General features: G+C 60.3%; 15 protein-coding genes. 5 read left to right on the plus strand and 10 right to left on the minus strand.

Annotated elements, in window-relative coordinates; genetic code table 11:
- Window positions 1-44 precede the first annotated feature (44 nt).
- Entirely contained in the window at window positions 45-1,175 is a 1,131-nt protein-coding gene (locus tag JJ869_RS02950) for a hypothetical protein (protein ID WP_292264487.1), read from the minus strand.
- 215 nt (window positions 1,176-1,390) lie between these two features.
- Window positions 1,391-2,467, minus strand: a complete 1,077-nt coding sequence (locus tag JJ869_RS02955) for a hypothetical protein (protein WP_292264488.1) — start codon at window positions 2,465-2,467, stop codon at window positions 1,391-1,393.
- A gap of 179 nt (window positions 2,468-2,646) precedes the next feature.
- On the opposite strand from JJ869_RS02955, the gene JJ869_RS02960 reads away from it, so the two are divergent.
- From JJ869_RS02960 to JJ869_RS02970, 3 genes are all read left to right on the plus strand, one after another.
- Window positions 2,647-3,210, plus strand: a complete 564-nt coding sequence (locus JJ869_RS02960; protein ID WP_292264489.1) for a hypothetical protein — start codon at window positions 2,647-2,649, stop codon at window positions 3,208-3,210.
- Window positions 3,211-3,335: 125 nt separating this feature from the next.
- A complete protein-coding gene (locus JJ869_RS02965) occupies window positions 3,336-3,677 on the plus strand; it encodes a cupin domain-containing protein (RefSeq protein ID WP_292264490.1) in 342 nt (113 codons plus the stop codon).
- A gap of 23 nt (window positions 3,678-3,700) precedes the next feature.
- On the plus strand, window positions 3,701-4,822 hold the full coding sequence (locus JJ869_RS02970; protein WP_292264491.1) for a serine/threonine protein kinase: 1,122 nt from the start codon (window positions 3,701-3,703) through the stop codon (window positions 4,820-4,822).
- 73 nt (window positions 4,823-4,895) lie between these two features.
- Here the strand turns inward: JJ869_RS02970 and JJ869_RS02975 are convergent, their stop codons facing one another.
- Entirely contained in the window at window positions 4,896-5,888 is a 993-nt protein-coding gene (locus JJ869_RS02975; RefSeq protein WP_292264492.1) for an ester cyclase, read from the minus strand.
- 140 nt (window positions 5,889-6,028) lie between these two features.
- Window positions 6,029-6,649 carry an XRE family transcriptional regulator gene (locus JJ869_RS02980; protein WP_292264493.1) on the minus strand — a complete coding sequence of 207 codons (621 nt, stop codon included), beginning with the start codon at window positions 6,647-6,649 and terminating at the stop codon, window positions 6,029-6,031.
- A 291-nt stretch (window positions 6,650-6,940) separates the two neighbouring features.
- Here JJ869_RS02980 and JJ869_RS02985 point away from each other — a divergent pair, with 291 nt between their 5' ends.
- Complete coding sequence (locus JJ869_RS02985; protein WP_292264494.1) at window positions 6,941-8,701, plus strand: sensor histidine kinase; 1,761 nt, start codon at window positions 6,941-6,943, stop codon at window positions 8,699-8,701.
- A 67-nt stretch (window positions 8,702-8,768) separates the two neighbouring features.
- Here the strand turns inward: JJ869_RS02985 and JJ869_RS02990 are convergent, their stop codons facing one another.
- The 6 genes from JJ869_RS02990 to JJ869_RS03015 all read right to left on the minus strand — a co-directional run bounded on the left by JJ869_RS02990 (window position 8,769) and on the right by JJ869_RS03015 (window position 14,975).
- On the minus strand, window positions 8,769-8,921 hold the full coding sequence (locus JJ869_RS02990; protein WP_292264495.1) for a hypothetical protein: 153 nt from the start codon (window positions 8,919-8,921) through the stop codon (window positions 8,769-8,771).
- Between the two features lie 84 nt (window positions 8,922-9,005).
- Window positions 9,006-9,572 (minus strand): sarcosine oxidase subunit gamma, encoded by a 567-nt coding sequence (locus tag JJ869_RS02995; RefSeq protein WP_292264496.1) that lies wholly within the window; start codon window positions 9,570-9,572, stop codon window positions 9,006-9,008.
- Window positions 9,565-12,519, minus strand: a complete 2,955-nt coding sequence (locus JJ869_RS03000; RefSeq protein WP_292264497.1) for a sarcosine oxidase subunit alpha family protein — start codon at window positions 12,517-12,519, stop codon at window positions 9,565-9,567. The genes JJ869_RS02995 and JJ869_RS03000 overlap by 8 nt, the downstream gene beginning before the upstream one ends.
- Window positions 12,516-12,803, minus strand: coding sequence for a sarcosine oxidase subunit delta (locus JJ869_RS03005; RefSeq protein WP_292264498.1), 288 nt, complete (start codon window positions 12,801-12,803; stop codon window positions 12,516-12,518). Before JJ869_RS03005 ends, JJ869_RS03000 begins: the two co-directional genes overlap by 4 nt.
- Window positions 12,803-14,053 (minus strand): sarcosine oxidase subunit beta family protein, encoded by a 1,251-nt coding sequence (locus tag JJ869_RS03010; protein ID WP_292264499.1) that lies wholly within the window; start codon window positions 14,051-14,053, stop codon window positions 12,803-12,805. The genes JJ869_RS03005 and JJ869_RS03010 overlap by 1 nt, the downstream gene beginning before the upstream one ends.
- Window positions 14,054-14,177: 124 nt before the next feature.
- On the minus strand, window positions 14,178-14,975 hold the full coding sequence (locus JJ869_RS03015) for an alpha/beta hydrolase (protein WP_292264500.1): 798 nt from the start codon (window positions 14,973-14,975) through the stop codon (window positions 14,178-14,180).
- An 82-nt stretch (window positions 14,976-15,057) separates the two neighbouring features.
- Between JJ869_RS03015 and JJ869_RS03020 the strand changes: the two genes are divergently transcribed.
- Window positions 15,058-16,533, plus strand: a complete 1,476-nt coding sequence (locus tag JJ869_RS03020; protein WP_292264501.1) for an NAD-dependent succinate-semialdehyde dehydrogenase — start codon at window positions 15,058-15,060, stop codon at window positions 16,531-16,533.
- Window positions 16,534-16,685: the final 152 nt, after the last annotated feature.

The following is a 16,685-nucleotide window of genomic DNA, read 5'->3' on the forward strand; positions in this document are numbered from 1 at the left end:
CAAACTCCCGCCGGAGGCTCCCGCAGCAAACGCAAGCACGACGGTCAGTAACTCAACACCCGCCCCGCATCGTTCACCACGAACTTGCGAACAGTCGCAAATCCCGGCGGGTTCAATTCCGCAAGCGCCTGGAACGGCCGCTCCGGCAGGATGACCATGCGCTCGGTCGCTGTTGTCCCGGTCTCCGCGCCGCGTCCCGCAAACGGGTCCAAGGCAAACACCTCGCGGTCCACTTTGGAAAACCAGCCCGATTTCTCCTGCCGCACCCGTTCGCTTTCCAGTTCTTCCAGCGTCCAGGCCAGCGCCCAATCCTGCCCTTCGGGCGCGCGCGCCTGTTCCAGCACCTCGCGGATCGGGCCGGACTTCTGGGTGAAGGAATGTGAATACATCGGCCCAATGTGAAACCGCCGCAGCCGCTTGGGATGCAGGTCGTCAAAGGTTTCGTCAAACCCCTGCGCGATGGTCAACAGCTTCAGCCCCCCAAGTGACTGCGCCATCAGATGCGCCTGCACTTCGGGCCAGCGCCGGTCGTCCTTGGGCAGGGCCTCGCGGCCGCTGTCCTCGACCTCCATCAGATAGATCGTGGGCAGGTTCACCTGGCTGTCATAGACCCCCCAATGCAGCAGATACCGCCGGCGCGGCTCGGTCCCCGACAGCCACAGGCATTGCGGATCATTGCGCGCCCAGAACAGCTTTCCGCGCCCCAGTTCCTCGTAATACAACCGCTGGCTCAGGGTGAATTGCAGCCGTGTCGGGATCGCCTGATCGCCGATGATCTCGGCCACCATCTGGTCCTTCAGCGCCTCGACCGAGGGCATGGTCCGCAAATGCTGATCAGCCTGAGCGGCGTCATTCGCCATCACCAGCAATTCCGTCACCGTTGGAAACCCGCTGTCCTTCACGTCCATCGTCAGAGACCCAAAGAACTGCCCGGTGTCCCGCCCGACCAGCAGGTACTTCATCGAAAGCGCCCGGAAGGTGAGGTTGAGCGCGATCACATAGCGCGTCAGAACCTCGACCTCGTCCTTGGTCAGCCGCTTTTCCACATGCAGCATTGCCGCCACGCGTCCCAAATGGGCGAGGATCTTTTCGAACTTCGCAAAATACCGGCGGCTGGCCTGAGTGGCAGGCAGCCCCCGGTGATCATTGGCGGCATTACCGCCCGAACGTGTCACGCGTTTTCCTTTCCTTCATCCATGCCCGCGCTGCATATGCCAGTAAGCAAACGGCTATCACGAGTAGGAGGACGCAAATAAAAGTGCCAACTGTGCCGTAGCGACCGGGCAGAAAGCTCGGGAATTCTGGTACGACTCTCGTCCAAAAACCCAAGACAAACCAGCCTAGCCATACTCCACAAAGCGCCAAGAGAATGACCTTCGCAGAAGGCACTTCATGCCCCATACAGGTTCTTGTCGTGTTTCTCGACAATCGCCTGGAACCGGCGGGCAAAGCGTTCATCCGCCTTGGCCTTGGCCTCCAGCACTTCGCGGGCGAAGACCATGTGATCTTCATGGCTTTCCAGCATGTCGGCCATCTTCTGATTGGTCGCCGCCCCGATTCCGGCCATCGCGGACTGCGCCTCCTGGTCGGTCTTCACCCCGATCTCGTTGATCCGGTGCGCCACGTCCTGCTGCTGCGCGGTCTTCAAGGACTTGGACAAAGCATCATACAGCACCACCCGCTGCTTGGTGTCGGTCTGCAGCTTGTTGATCAGCACCATCTGTGTCGCCGCCTGGTTCTGCAGTGAGTCGATCCAGGTCTTGCCCTTTTCGATATAGCGCTCCAGCGTCTGGGATTTGGCCAGCTTGACCTGCTCGTCTTGAACCATCGCGTTATAGGCGGCGTTCAACTCGGCCAGTTCGGTTTCCAGCTTGGTGCGGGCGGCCGCGTCCTGTTCGACGCTGATCTTGTTTTCCAACTCGATGATCTTGGGGTCCATCGCCAGAATCTCGGACCGAACGCTCTCAAGCTCACCCACGGTCGCCTCGCGCTCGTCCAGCGTTTCGGAAAGGTTCACCTCAACCTTGTCCTTCTGCTCGTTGAGCAGGTTCAACTGCCCCTGAAGCAACGTGACGATCACATCCGACTTGGCGATCAGATCCTGCAACTTGTCGTCGATGGAGGCGGTCTTCATCCGCTCCTGACGCATCGACTCGGACTTGCCCGCCGAGAAGATACCGACAAAGCTTTCCCAGCCCGTTTTCGACCGCATCTCGTCGAAATCCTTGGAAAACGCGGCGGTCACGTCGTCAAGACCCATGATCAGTTCCGCGATGTTCGCGTTCATCACATCCGTATGGGCCTGCACGTCCTCAAGCGTGGCGTTTTCGATGTCAAAGGTGACATCTGTGCCATCCTTCATCTTGGCGCGTGCGGTTTCAATGCGGCTGGTCAGTTCCGCGATCTTGGCCTGTGCTTCGGCCACCTGTGCCTGGCTTTCGCGCACTTGAGTGTCGAAATCCGCCATTCCAAATCCTCCAATCAATCCATCCGGTGCGGCATCAATGGCAACTTGGGGGTCGCCGAACCGGGTCTGGCAAAACAATCGCAAAACCCCGGTTGAAAGGGAAGCGAAGATCGCGCTTAAAGTTGCGTAAGGCGCGGTGCTTTGCCGGATCGCCAAGACATCCGAACGGAGACTTTAGAATGAACAGATTTATGAGTTTTGCATTGGCCGCGGCGTTGACCCTGCCGTTTGCGGCGCAGGCAGACGAAATTTCCGATACGCTGCAATCGGCCATCGAAGCCTATAACGACGGTGACATCACCTACGCCCTCGAAGAGTTGGATTTTGCGCGTCAGAAACTGATGGCCCTGCGGACCGAGGCGTTTCAGCAGTTCCTGCCCGAAGCGCCCGATGGGTGGACGCGCGAAGTTGATAGCGACATGCAGGCGGGCCTTGCGATGATGGGCGGCGGCATGGGGGCCAATGCCGATTACCGGTCTGCGGATGGTTCGCAGTATTATTCGATTTCGATGATGGCCGACAACGCCATGGTGGCCAGCATGGGAGCCATGGTCGCCAATGCGGCCGCGATGAGGATGAAGGTCGAACGCGTGGGCCGGCAGCGGGTGGCGATCAATGACGGTCAGGCGATGGCACTGGTCAACAATCCCATCCTCATCACAATCGAAGGCGGTGACGAGGCGCTCTTAATGCAGGCGATGGAGGGGATCGACTTCGACGCGCTGTCGAATTTCGGCAACTGACGAATTTGACCATCCGGTAAAAACCCGAAAGGCGTCCCCCTGCGACGCCTTTCGTCGTCTTTGGACTTGCTACGTCCTCCGGTCTCGCGCATCCCTTGCGCAACCCAAACTTCGGAGTGTGGCTCATGTCCGATCTGTTCCTGCGCGTCCTGCCCTCGGTCGAGGTCGAGGAAGACGCCCCACCTGCGGACCGCGTGATCGCAGGCGCACCGCAATTCAAGACGTGGAACCTTGAAGACCGAGACGGGATCTACTGCGGCATCTGGGAAGCAACGCCAGGCCACTGGAGGATTTCCTATGACGAATGGGAATTCTGCCACATCCTGTCCGGTCATTCGATCATCACAGATGCCGAAGGCACGGAATATGAATTGAAGGCTGGCGACAGCTTCATCCTGCGTCCGGGCTTTTCCGGGTCGTGGAAGGTCATCGAAACCACCCGAAAAGAATACGTGATCCGCACGTAACCACACCATCAAGGAAGAACCGAATGAATTGGTCGCCCGACAAGACCCAAGTCAAAAGCTGGAACGAATGGGACACCCTGCGCCACGTGATCGTGGGCCGTGCCGACGACTGCCATATCCCGCCGGAAGAACCCGCGCTGGATGCGAAGGTGCCCGAGGACAGCGACATGCGCGGCCAATGGGGTCGCCGTCCGCAGGAAACCATCGACCGCGCAAACGAGCTTCTGGACAACTTCGCCGACATGCTGCGCAAGCGTGGGCTGCGGGTGGATCGCCCGACGCCGACGGATTTCTCAAAGCCCGTCACGACCCCGGATTTCCACACAGACAGCCAGTTCGGCTGCATGCCGCCGCGCGATGTGCTGCTGACCGTGGGGCACGAGATCCTGGAGGCGACGATGTCCTATCGCTGCCGCTGGTTCGAATATCTCTGCTACCGCCCGTTGATGCAGCAGTACTGGGAAGAAGACGTGAATTTCCGCCACGAAGCGGCCCCCAAGCCGCGCTTGACCGATGCGGATTATCACGCCGATTACCTGTCCGAGAAGATCGGCATCGAAAAGCGCCTCAAGTGGACCGCCGAGAAGTTCTTTGTCACCACCGAGGAAGAGCCTTTGTTCGACGCGGCGGACGTGCTGCGCTTTGGCAAGGACCTGATCGTGCAGCACGGGTTCACGACGAACCTCAAGGGCATCGAATGGCTGCGCCGTCACTTCCCCGACCACCGCGTCCGCGCGGTGAACTTCCCGGGTGACCCGTACCCGATCCACATCGACGCGACCTTTACGCCGCTGCGCCCCGGTCTGATCCTGAACAACCCGAACCGCCGGTTGCCCGAAGAACAGCGGGAGTATTTCAAGAAGAACGATTGGGAAATCGTCAATGCCGCACAGCCCGCGCACAACACGCCGCCGCCGCTGTGTTATTCCTCGACATGGCTGTCGATGAACGTGCTGGTGCTTGACCCCAAAACCGTATGCGTTGAGGCGTCCGAAGTCTACCAGATGGAGCAGATGGACAAGCTGGGGATGGAGGTTGTCCCGGTCGATCTGCGCGACGCCTATGCCTTTGGCGGTGGCCTGCATTGCTGTACGGCGGATGTCTACCGGGATGGCGACTGCGAGGATTATTTCCCGGTCCAGTAAGGCTGGGTGGCACGTGTTTTCGAAAACACGTGCCACGACATTTCGAAATGTCGTGCCGCCCCGACCCGTACGGTCAGCCTATCCGAACCGTACGGTCGAGCAAATCCACACCCTGCTGCGCCCAGAGGTGCAGCAGGTCGATGACGATCCAGTTCTCGGCCAGCTTGTCCCCCTCACGGCGGTAAAAGTCGATCACGCGGAATTCCACGCGTTTCCCGGTGGCAGGCATGCCCATGAACCCACCGGTGAATTCGGCGGTGAAGTTGGGCCAGCCGAAGAACCCGCCGAAATGCCCCTCGGCCATCCTGCAGAGGTGGCCGGTTTTTGACCGATTGGTAAAACTTGCGCGGAACGGTGCGGAATGCTGCTCGGCATAGCGCGGGATCGTGTAGGTGGTCCCAATCCCGGCGGGCCCCCACCAAATCATATCCTCATGCCAGGTGCGGCGCAGTTCCTCGACCAAGGGCAGGCCAAGGTTCCAGTCGCCCAGATCGCCCACCATCGCGTTGATGGCGTGCAGGGTGGCAGCACCTTCGGCCTCGGGCGCATCGTGGTAGAGCAGGCCGTCATGGGTGATGGGCCCCGGCTGCACCAGATGTGCGCCGGTCTGTGGGCCAAAAGGGTTTTGCCCGGCCTGCATCATCAGATGGGGCAGGTCGAAATACATCACCTCTTCGGTGATTTTGCCGCCCTCGATCTTATGGAACGCGCCGAAGCGCAGCATGCCGATCTTGCGGGTCGGGCGAACGCCCCAGAGCGGCTGATCGAACAGGCCCATGAGATGACCCATGGACGCGACCCAAACCGCGCCGTCCTCGGCCATGTGGTTCAGCCCGGCGAAGAACAGGTCGGTGCGACGTTGCAAGGAGGTCAGTGCTGTCTTGATTGGCGTCCAGAATTGCGTTGCCACAGCCTCTGGACCGACCAGCAGACCAACGGGGTGATAGCCGCGCCAGATCAGCTCGGGATGGCAATAGCGGGCGAGAACCGTTTTCGTGTCCTCAGCCCCGGACAAAGCGGCGTAATAGCCGCGGACAAGCTCTTTCTCGGATTGGAAGCCGGGCATGGCGGGCCTTTTGCAATCGTATGCAGTCTTGCCCACATTGCCCGAAATCCGCAAATCGGCAAGCCGAAAGTCGGACACCGGCCTTGGCTGACAGCCAAGGACTGCGGTTCCGCCTTAAGGGGAGGACCTGCCCGGCGTGTTCAGGTCTGCGCGTAACTGATGATCGACAGATACCGGGCGGGCAGTTCCACCAGCGTTTCCGGTCCATGCGGCGCATCTGCTTCGAAAAAGAGCGTGTCACCGGGGCGCAGGGGGTAGATCTTGGACCCGTGCCGATAGTCGACCGCCCCTTCCAGCATGAAGATCGTTTCGATGCCGTCGTGTTGAAAGGTCTCAAAGGTGTCGGACTCGGATGTGAGGACAATCAGGTAAGGCTCGACAATGACACCGCTTGTGTTTGCGCCGATATGACCAAGGAGGTTGTACTGATGCCCGGCCCGTGTGCCGGCGCGGTCGATGGTAACGCCCTGACCGGCCGGTGTGTGCACGGCCTCGCGCTTTTCCTCGAAACCACGAAAGAACGACGTGAGCGGAACCGACAGAGCATTTGCCAGCGTTTGTAATGTGGTGAGCGAGGGCGAGGTGTTGCCGTTTTCGATTTTAGAGAGCATCCCAACCGAGATCGCGGTCTGTTTCGACAGGTCGGCGACGGTCATGTTCTGCTGCTTGCGGAAGGCACGTAATTCGCGCCCAATGGCGACCTCAAGCACTTTCTCCAGTTTTTCAGTCGTGCGATGCGGGTTTTGTGTGAGTTTGGTCAAAGTTCACCCATTCAACGACACATTGTGCGAAACTGTGTTAGAGACCTCCGGTTGAAAAGGCCAGTACGGGTCGGTTGTGGCAATTTTCACCCACGCCGAACCATTGTAGATTTTTTTGAAGCAATCCCGGATTTAGTGCCCATTTTTGGGGAACTCAAAGAGACCCGACGCGTTGCATTCCGGGAACCAAATAAATCACTGAGGTCAAGCAGCAATGACACCGACGAAATTCGCGGCGATCCAAGAGCATGACTGGCGTGTGAGCGGCTGCGCTGCAGGAACATAGCTTTCATGAATATCGCAGGACCAGAAAACGCATCCTCGACAGCACGAGAAGGCGGAGCGAAGTCGCTTCGCCAAATGCTTGTTGTGCGGATCGGGTTTCTGTTGTCGCTTGCTTTGTTGCCGATCGGGCTTGTGGCGATGGGGCAAAGCTGGCGGGCGCTTCACATCACCAACGAAAATCTCGAAGCGTCGATCCACGCCCGCACCAGCGCCTTGGTCGAATCCGAACGGCGCGCCTTGCAGACAAAACTCGGAACGGCCTCGGCTTTGGCGGACACGCTTGGGGCCGCTGATCTTGGCACCGATGTCTGCACGGCCATTATGCAGCGGGTGCAGGAGACCAGCCCACGGCTTGCCTTCGCGGGCTTTCTGGAAGCGGGCACGGTGTCGCGCTGCAACAGCGCGGGGCGCACATTCGATTTTCTACCCGATGCGCGGTCAGACGCGCTTTTTGAGCAACCGCAGCCCTATATCACCTACAGCGCACAAGGCGCCGTATCGCAGCTGCCAGTTGTGATCGTGGCCTATCCGAGTTTTTCGCAGGACGGGTCGCTCAAGGGGTTCGTGACTATTTCGTTCGAGACGGAACCGCTGGTTCAGGCCGACAGCGCCATTGCGGCGGACGGCGACGTGGCTTTGATGACCTTTAACCAATTCGGCGACACCCTGTCGAGCTTTGCGCCGGACGGTCCGATCGAAGACTATCTGCCCGAAGGACTGGCCTTTGAAGGCTTCATCAATCAGGACGATTCCTTTTTCACGGCTACGACACGGTCTGGAGAAAAGCGGCTGATTTCCGTCGTGCCGATCCTGCCGGGCGAGGTGTATGCCCTTGGCAGTTGGGGACAGGATGCCCTGCAGCGCACCACCTCGACATGGTTCACGATTTCAACTCTGCTTTTCCCGTTCCTGATGTGGCTGGTCGGGATCATCGTTGCGGTGGTTTCCCTCAATCGGTTGGTGCTGCGGCACATCAGCGATCTGGGGCGACGCATGCGCCGCTTTGCAACCTATCGCGATGTTGAGTCGTCGGAAAAGATCGACGACGCGCCCAGTGAGATCCAGACGATTAATGAAACCTTCGAAGCCATGGCCGACCAGTTGCTGCGCGACGAAGCCGATCTGGAAAACGCGGTGTTCGAACGCGAGGTGCTTCTCAAAGAGGTGCATCACCGGGTGAAGAACAATCTTCAGCTGATCTCGTCGATCATCAACATGCAGGTCCGTCAGGTGGCCAGCCCAGAGGCGGTTGCGGCCCTGCGGCAATTTCAGGACCGTGTGACCAGTCTCGCGTCGGTCCACCGGGCGCTTTATCAGGAACCGTCGCTGACCCGTATCCGGTTCGATGTGCTGCTGAGCGATCTGGTGGCGCAGGTCAATGCTGTCGGTACCGCAGATCAGACGCCGGTCGAGATCGAGCTGGATCTTGATCCGGTGACGCTTTTGCCAGATCAGACCAGCCCTTTGGCGATGGTCACAACCGAGGCGCTGTCAAATGCGTTCAAGTATGGTGGGCCGGGTCGGGACGGGGTGTTCCGTCTCAAGGTGCATCTCAAGGAGATCATCGACGGTTCGACGACACACCTGCGATTGAGCATCGAAAACAGCGTCGATCCAGAGGCCCGCACCGAACCGGGGACCGGTCTTGGCAAGCGGCTGATCCTTGCCTTTGCAAGCCAGTTGGACGGTGACCTTGTCTATACTGACGAAGAAGATCGGCATGGGCTTACGATCACCTTCGACTATCAGCCGTTCTCACCGGAATAGATGAACGAAAAAAACGCGCCCAAAATTCAGGGGCGCGTTTTTGCCGTGGTGGTTGTGCTGCGGACGCTCAGGCGTTCGGCGCGTCCTTGGCCAAAGTCGATTTCGACGCGTTGGGATCGTCAAGCTTTTGCTCGGTACGATGTTTGCTCACCAATGCGAAGATGATGGCGGCCAGCATCGTCATGAGCGCAAGAAGCGGTACGATAAATTCTGCTGTCATGGTCGTCTCCTTTCACAGGATCAACCCACAGCACCTTGTTGGGTTCCCGGATCGTGAAGACCCGAGTTGTGTTACCCGCGTAGCTCAGAGTGCCGCGCGCATTGCCGTCACAAGCGCATGGTGCAGGGATTTGGCCGAAGAGCTTGGCCCCAATATGCGCAACCAATTGGCGGGATCGCGGCGCAGAACATAGACACCCATGTAGTGAATGACCGTGCGATGGGCATCGCCGGTCTGCATCTGGTCGATGTCGATATTCGCGCAAAGCCGCATCACGTCTTCGATCCCGTCGCCGCGCATGTCAAAGCAGACCCACGCGTCGGTTTGATCGGTGATCGACGCTGTGTGTCCAAAGCGGGACTTGAGCTGCGCTGCAAGGTCTTCGTGCGTCGCAATCGGCGCGCCGACCATCCATTGATCCGGCCCCATCCAGAATGAAGCTTCCGGATCGTGAAGAACGGCTTTGCACGGTTCGGGTACCGAGCCGTCCAGCAACGTACTCAGATGGGCGCGACATGCGGCTTCATGACCCCGCCGCGCCGCCACGGACGCAAGAGAGAGGCCGGGATTTTCGGTCAGGGTGACACCTTTGACGGTGTCGACATGCGGTTCGGTGCCGCCAAGGGCGCAGACGGGGGCGAGATCATGCACGGAGGCGCTCTCCTTCCGGGTCGACGAAATGCGGGCTGACCACTTCGACATCGTGATCGACACCTGTCAGGGGGCTGACCAGTCGGATGATTTCCCCGATGCGGGTGTCGCCCGATTTCAGGAACCCAAGTGCGATGTGACATCCAAGGTTCGGCGAATAACAGGCTGACGTGACATAGCCCTGACCATGCGCGGCATCGACCTTGGTGCCCTTGGTCATCAGATGCGCCCCGGCGGGCACCTTGTGGTTCGGGTTCACCGGCTTCAGCCCCACCAGTTTCAGCGCGTCGGGTTCATTGAGGCCGGGGCGTTCTGACAGTTTGGAGCCGATGGAATCCTTGGCCTTGGACACCATCCTGCCCATGCCAAGGTTCAGCGCCGTGGTTGTCCCGTTCAATTCGTTGCCCGTCACATGGCCTTTTTCGATGCGCATGACGTTCAGTGCCTCAAGGCCGTAGGGGACCACGTGAAACTCCTCGCCCGCCTGCATCAACCGGCGCACCAGCGCGTCGCCATAGCGGGTCGGGACCGCGATCTCGTAAGCCAGTTCGCCCGAGAACGAGATGCGGAACAGCCGGGCGCGCAGGCCGCCGCAGATGGTGATCTCCGCGCAGGCCATGAAAGGGAAGGCGTCATTCGACAGGTCCACGCCATCGTCAACGATCTTTTCCAAAAGCTTGCGGGAATTCGGACCGGCGACCGAGAACTGCGCCCAAGCGTCGGTGGTCGAGATCAGCTGCACGTCCATGTGAGGGCAAAGACACTGGCGCACAAACTCGAGGTGGCGATAGACCTGAACCGCCTTGGCGGTGGTGGTCGTGACGACGAAATGATCCTCGGCCAGCCGCGCGGCGGTGCCGTCATCCATGACGATCCCGTCCTCGCGCAGCATCAGGCCATAGCGCACCTTGCCGACGGGCAGCTTGGCCATGCCATTGCAGTAGACTTTGTTGAGGAACTCCGCGGCATCCGCGCCCTGTACGTCGATCTTGCCCAGAGAGGTCACGTCGCAGATGCCGACGGATTTGCGGGTCTGGATGACCTCGCGGTCGCAGCTTTCACGCCAATGGGTCTCGCCCGGTTTCGGGTACCATTGTGCGCGCAGCCAAAGCCCTGCTTCGGTGAAGACCGCGCCTTGCTCTTCGGCCCATGTGTGACTGGGGGTCAGGCGTGTGGGTTTGGTCTCCATGCCCCATGCACGGCCCGCAAACACGCCCATCGCCGTGGGGGTGTAGGGGGGGCGGAACATGGTTGTTCCGACTTCTGGAATTTGCTTTCCGGCCACCTCGGCCATGATCGCGAGACCCGCGATGTTCGAGGTCTTGCCCTGATCGGTCGCCATGCCCAGCGTCGTGTAACGCTTGAGGTGTTCGACCGAGACATAGTTTTCCTGATGCGCCAGCTTGATGTCCTTTGCGGTCACATCGTTCTGCTGGTCCACCCATGCGCGCTTGGCGGTCTTGGCGTGCCAGAACGGGGTGATCCTGACAGGAGTATCCTCGGCCTCGGGCAGGGCAGGGGCGCTGGCCTTTATGCCAAGATCGGCAAGGATCGCCTTGGCCCCGTCTGCGCCCGACTGAAGCGCGCCGTGGGTCGAGAAGATGCCATTCGCAGCGCCTGCAACGATCATGCCCGGCGGCAGCGTTCCACTGGGGACGAAGGCGGCAAGCGCTTCGTTCCAGACGGGCCTTCCGCCCTGGTGGCAGGTCAGATGCACGTTCGGGTTCCAGCCGCCGGAAACACCCAGCGCCCCGCACTTGATCCGGCGGATGCCGCCCTTGGGCATCTTCACCTCGATCTGCGTGAGGCCCAGCCGCCCCCAAGTCTGGTCGATCACACCGCCAGCGATCACGTCATAATCCGACGACGTTGGCGCGTCGGCGCGAGTGTCGATCACCGACACAACCTCAACGCCTTTCGCCGCCAGATCGGACGCGGTGCGGTGCCCGTCATCGTTGTTGGTAAAGATTGCTACCTGCTGTGCAGGCGTCGTCGCCCAGCGGTTCGCATAGGCGCGGATTGCACTGGCCTGCATGATGCTAGGGCGATCGTTGTTTTCGAACACGATGGGGCGTTCCGTGGCCCCCGCGCAGAGTAGTGCTCGCTTGGAGGTGACACGCCACAGGATCTGACGCGGCTTGCCGTCTTCGGGTACGGCAAGGTGATCGCTCACCCGCTCCACCGCGCCATATATGCCGTGATCGAATGCGCCGATGACGGTGGTCCGGGGCATCACGCGGACATTCGGCATCGCCTGCAAGCGCGCGACGGTTTCTGCCGCCCAGGCTGCACCCGACATCCCGCCGACTTCGTAGGTCTCGAGGTTCAGGCGACCGCCGATCAGGAAATCCTCGTCACACAGGATCACCCGCGCACCGCTTTCGCCTGCGGTCAGCGCGGCAGCAAGGCCAGCAGGACCACCGCCGATGATCAGCAGATCGCAATGCAGGAAGCCCTTGTCGTACCCATCGGGATCGTCCTGCGTGCTGAGCGATCCAAGGCCAGCGGCGCGGCGGATGATCGGCTCATAGACCTTTTCCCAGAACGCGGCGGGCCACATGAAGGTCTTGTAATAGAACCCGGCGGCAAAGAAATTGGACAGAAGGTCGTTCACCTCCATCGCGTCGAATGTCAGCGACGGCCAACGGTTCTGCGAATTGGCGCGCAGACCGTCGTAAAGTTCTATGGTCGTCGCCCGCGTGTTGGGTTCCTTGCGCGCGCCTTCGCGCAGTTCGACAATTGCGTTCGGTTCCTCTGACCCGGCGGTCATCGGCCCACGCGGGCGGTGGTACTTGAACGACCGCCCCATGAGCCGCACACCATTGGCCAGCAGCGCCGAGGCCAGAGTGTCGCCCTTGTGTCCCTTGTAATACTGGTTATCGAAGCGGAACGACCATGTCTTGGACCGGTCGATCAGCCCGCCGTTCAAACGTTTCTTCTGGCTCATGTCGACCGCCCCTCTGCCAGCGCCACGTCGCGCGCGAGTTCCACCGACGTGATCTCATGCGTGACGGTGTTGCGGGTCACCACCAGCCACGACCTGTCCCCTTGTTCGTGGTACCACAGCTCGCGGTGCAGACCCGCTGGGTTGTCGCGGATGTGGCCGTATTCGATGAACTGCTCGAGCGCATCGTCGGCTTGCCAGTCGGGACGATTGAGAAGGCACGCATCGCCCAGATAGACGAACTCGCTGGAATCGCGCGGGCCCAGAAGTGGATGGTTGATGATCATCAGTGCAGATTGGGCTGATTGCCCATCCCTTTTTCGTCGACCATATGACCGGTGTGGAACCGGTCCAGTCGGAACGCAGTGGCGGTGTGGTGCGGTGTGTCGGTGGCCAGCAGATGGGCATAGACAAAGCCCGACGCAGGGGTCGCCTTGAACCCGCCATAGCACCAGCCGCCGTTGAAATAGAGCCCGTCGATATGGGTCTTGTCGATGATCGGCGTGCCATCCATCGACATGTCCATGATCCCGCCCCAGGACCGCAGCAGGCGCGCGCGGCCCAGCATTGGGAACATGGCGATGGCCTCTTCCATCACGTCCTCGACCATCGGCAGATTGCCGCGCTGGGCATACGTGTTGTAGCCGTCGATATTGCCGCCGAAAACCAGACCGCCTTTGTCGGACTGACTGCAGTAGAAATGCCCTGCGCCAAAGGTGATGACCCCGGGCAGCACAGGTTTCAGACCCTCGGACACAAACGCCTGTAAGACGTGGCTTTCGATCGGCAGGCGCATCCCGGCATAGGCCATCACCTTGGAGGACGACCCGGCCACGCAAGACCCGACCTTCTTTGCGCCGATATAACCGCGCGAGGTTTCAACGCCACGGATCTTGCCGCCTTCGATCCGGAAGCCGGTCACTTCGCAATTCTGGATGATGTCCACGCCGCGCTGATCCGCAGCACGAGCATAGCCCCACGCCACCGCATCATGCCGTGCGGTCCCGGCACGCGCTTGCAGCAGGCCGCCCATGACCGGGAAGCGGGCGTTATTCACATTCAGGAACGGGTACTTTTCCAACACCTGCTTCTGGTCCAGCAACTGCGCATCCGCGCCATTCAGGATCATCGCGTTGCCGCGCCGGATATAGGCGTCGCGCTGGGCATCTGAATGCATCAGGTTGATGATCCCGCGCTGGCTCATCATCGTGTTATAGTTCAGGTCCTGCTCCAGCGTTTCCCAAAGCTTGAGCGAGAATTCGTAGAACGGCTCGTTGCCATCCAGCAGGTAGTTCGACCGGACAATCGTGGTGTTGCGGCCTACGTTGCCGCCGCCGATCCAGCCCTTTTCAAGCACCGCGATACGGGACTGCTTGTATTCCTTGGCCAAGTAATACGCCGTCGCAAGACCATGCCCGCCACCGCCGATGATGACATAGTCGTATTCGGGTTTGGGGTCGGCATCACGCCATGCCGGCCCCCAGCCACGATGGCCGGTCAGCGCCTCTTTGATCACGCGGAAACCTGAATATCGCATATCAATCGACTCCTTCCCGGCGATCCTCGCACGGGGTTGAACGGCGCGGCCTGTCTTTTTCGGTCAATTCATGGCCCGAAAAAGACATTGCGCGGGTCAAGCTCTTGCCGAATTGGGTAGAGTGTCAAGCCGAGGTGCCGAGAATAGCCCGCATCAAGGGGCTACCCGCCTGCGTCATGCCGTTTATCACGTCGAAATGATGCGTGCCGGGATCAATTACGAGGCTGCACCCCCAGGCGTCGGCCAGCCATTTCGCCTGATTGAGAAAGGCCGGTCTCTCGTCACTTCCGACCCAGACGGTGACCGGGGTTGCGGGCGGCTCCATCGCAATCGGGCTTTCCGCAACGGCCGACTCTTCGTCCAGTTTGAAGTCGTTGTTCATCGAGGTCTTGAGCAGCGGGCGCAGATCGGACAGGGGCGAGATCGGCACACATCTGGCAATGCGCGCCCTGACATCGTTGGGAAGAACGCCATCGTCCAGCATCCGCGCCACAAGGTGTCCGCCAGCGGAATGCCCGGCTAGGCGGATGGGGCCGGACACCTCGCGCGCGATCACGGAAATGGCGGTGGCCACCTGACGGGTTATGTCGGCGATGCGCACGCGCGGACACAGATCATAGGTCGGCATCGCCACCGCCCAGCCGCTGTCCACAGCCCCTTGCGCCAGATGCGACCAGAGCGATCCGTCGGTCTGCCGCCAGAATCCGCCGTGCACAAACACCACCAGCCCCTTTGGAACCCCGTCCGGCAGGAACAGATCGACGATCTCGCGCGTTCCGTGTCCGTACATCACCCCCAGCCGGGCGCGGCCCAGGACGGACATCCTCTGGCGATAGGCATCTGCGTCGGCGCGCCAGATGGCTGGGAAACCGTCCCCATTGGGGATATGCTTGCTGTTGGCGTAGGCGTCGTCCAATTCCACGTCACGGCTCCGAAAGATCAGCACTTGTCATTGCATCTAGCAAGTGTTCCACCTTTGTCAGCACTTAATCCGGAGGGACTCCATGCTCGACCAGACAACAAACCTTGCCAGCCTTCTCAAGGATCCATCGCTGCTGGAAACCCGCGCCTATGTCAACGGCGCTTGGATCGACGGCGATGATGGCACTTTCACGGTTGATAACCCGGCCCGCGGTGACACGATTGCCGAAGTCGCCGACCTGTCGCGCGCCCAGGTGGCCGATGCGATTGCCGCTGCCGAAAAAGCTCAGAAGGAATGGGCCAAGTGGACCGGCAAGGAACGCTCTGCCGTTCTGCGCAAATGGTTCGACCTGATGATGGAAAACCAGGACGATCTGGCCACGATCCTGACTGCCGAACAGGGCAAGCCGCTGGCCGAGGCCAAGGGCGAGATTGCCTATGGCGCATCCTTCATCGAATTCTTCGCTGAAGAGGCCAAGCGCATCTATGGCGAAACAATCCCCGGCCACCAGCGCGACAAGCGCATCATGGTGATGAAGCAGCCCATCGGCGTTGTCGGCTCGATCACACCTTGGAACTTCCCGAACGCGATGATCACCCGCAAGGCCGGTCCGGCGCTTGCCGCCGGGTGCAGCTTCGTGGCCCGTCCCGCTGCGGAAACACCGCTGTCGGCGATCGTGCTGGGTGTGCTGGCCGAACGCGCAGGCATCCCGGCGGGTGTGCTGAACATCGTGCCATCGTCTTCGGCGTCCGAAGTGGGCAAGGAGATGTGCGAGAACCCGATCGTCCGCAAGATCACCTTCACCGGTTCCACCGAAGTGGGCCGCATCCTGCTGCGTCAGGCCGCCGATCAGGTGATGAAGTGTTCGATGGAACTGGGCGGCAACGCGCCGTTCATCGTGTTCGACGATGCCGATCTCGATGCGGCGGTCGACGGCGCGATCATGTGCAAGTTCCGCAACAACGGTCAGACCTGTGTGTGTGCGAACCGCATCTACGTGCAGGCCGGTGTCTATGACGCCTTTGCGCAAAAGCTTAAGGACAAGGTCTCCAAGATGAAGGTCGGCGACGGTCTTGAGGCAGGCACCGATCTTGGCCCGCTGATCAACCCCGAAGCCCTCGACAAGGTGCGCGAGCATATCGCCGATGCCAAGTCCAAGGGTGCGCAGGTCATTCTGGGCGACGATACGGGAAGCAACGAGGGCAATTTCATCGCGCCGACGATTGTGACCGGAGCAACCCGCGATATGGCCTTCTCGACCGAGGAAACTTTTGGCCCGCTGGCCCCGCTGTTCAAGTTCGAGACCGAGGATGATGTGATCGAACTGGCGAATGACACGATCTTCGGTCTGGCCAGCTATTTCTACGCCAAGGATCTCAGCCGCGTCTACAAGGTCGCCGAGGCGCTGGAATACGGCATCGTCGGCGTGAACACAGGCATCATCTCGACCGAGGTGGCCCCCTTCGGCGGCGTCAAGCAGTCCGGCCTTGGCCGCGAAGGCAGCCATCACGGCATCGAGGAATTCCTCGAGATGAAATACGTCTGCATGAGCGTTTGACGCTGTACTGCAAAACCAACCGAAGGCCGGGCTTTTGCCCGGCCTTTTTCTTTGAAAAGAGGGATGCCATTTCAGAAAGCCAACACCACAAGTTCACAAAATTGAAACAAAACTGTCATGTGGCTGTCGCGCCTTCACGGCAGGTCACTTCT

Origin of the sequence: Marivita sp., assembly GCF_017643905.1 — a bacterium.
Taxonomy (GTDB): domain Bacteria; phylum Pseudomonadota; class Alphaproteobacteria; order Rhodobacterales; family Rhodobacteraceae; genus Marivita.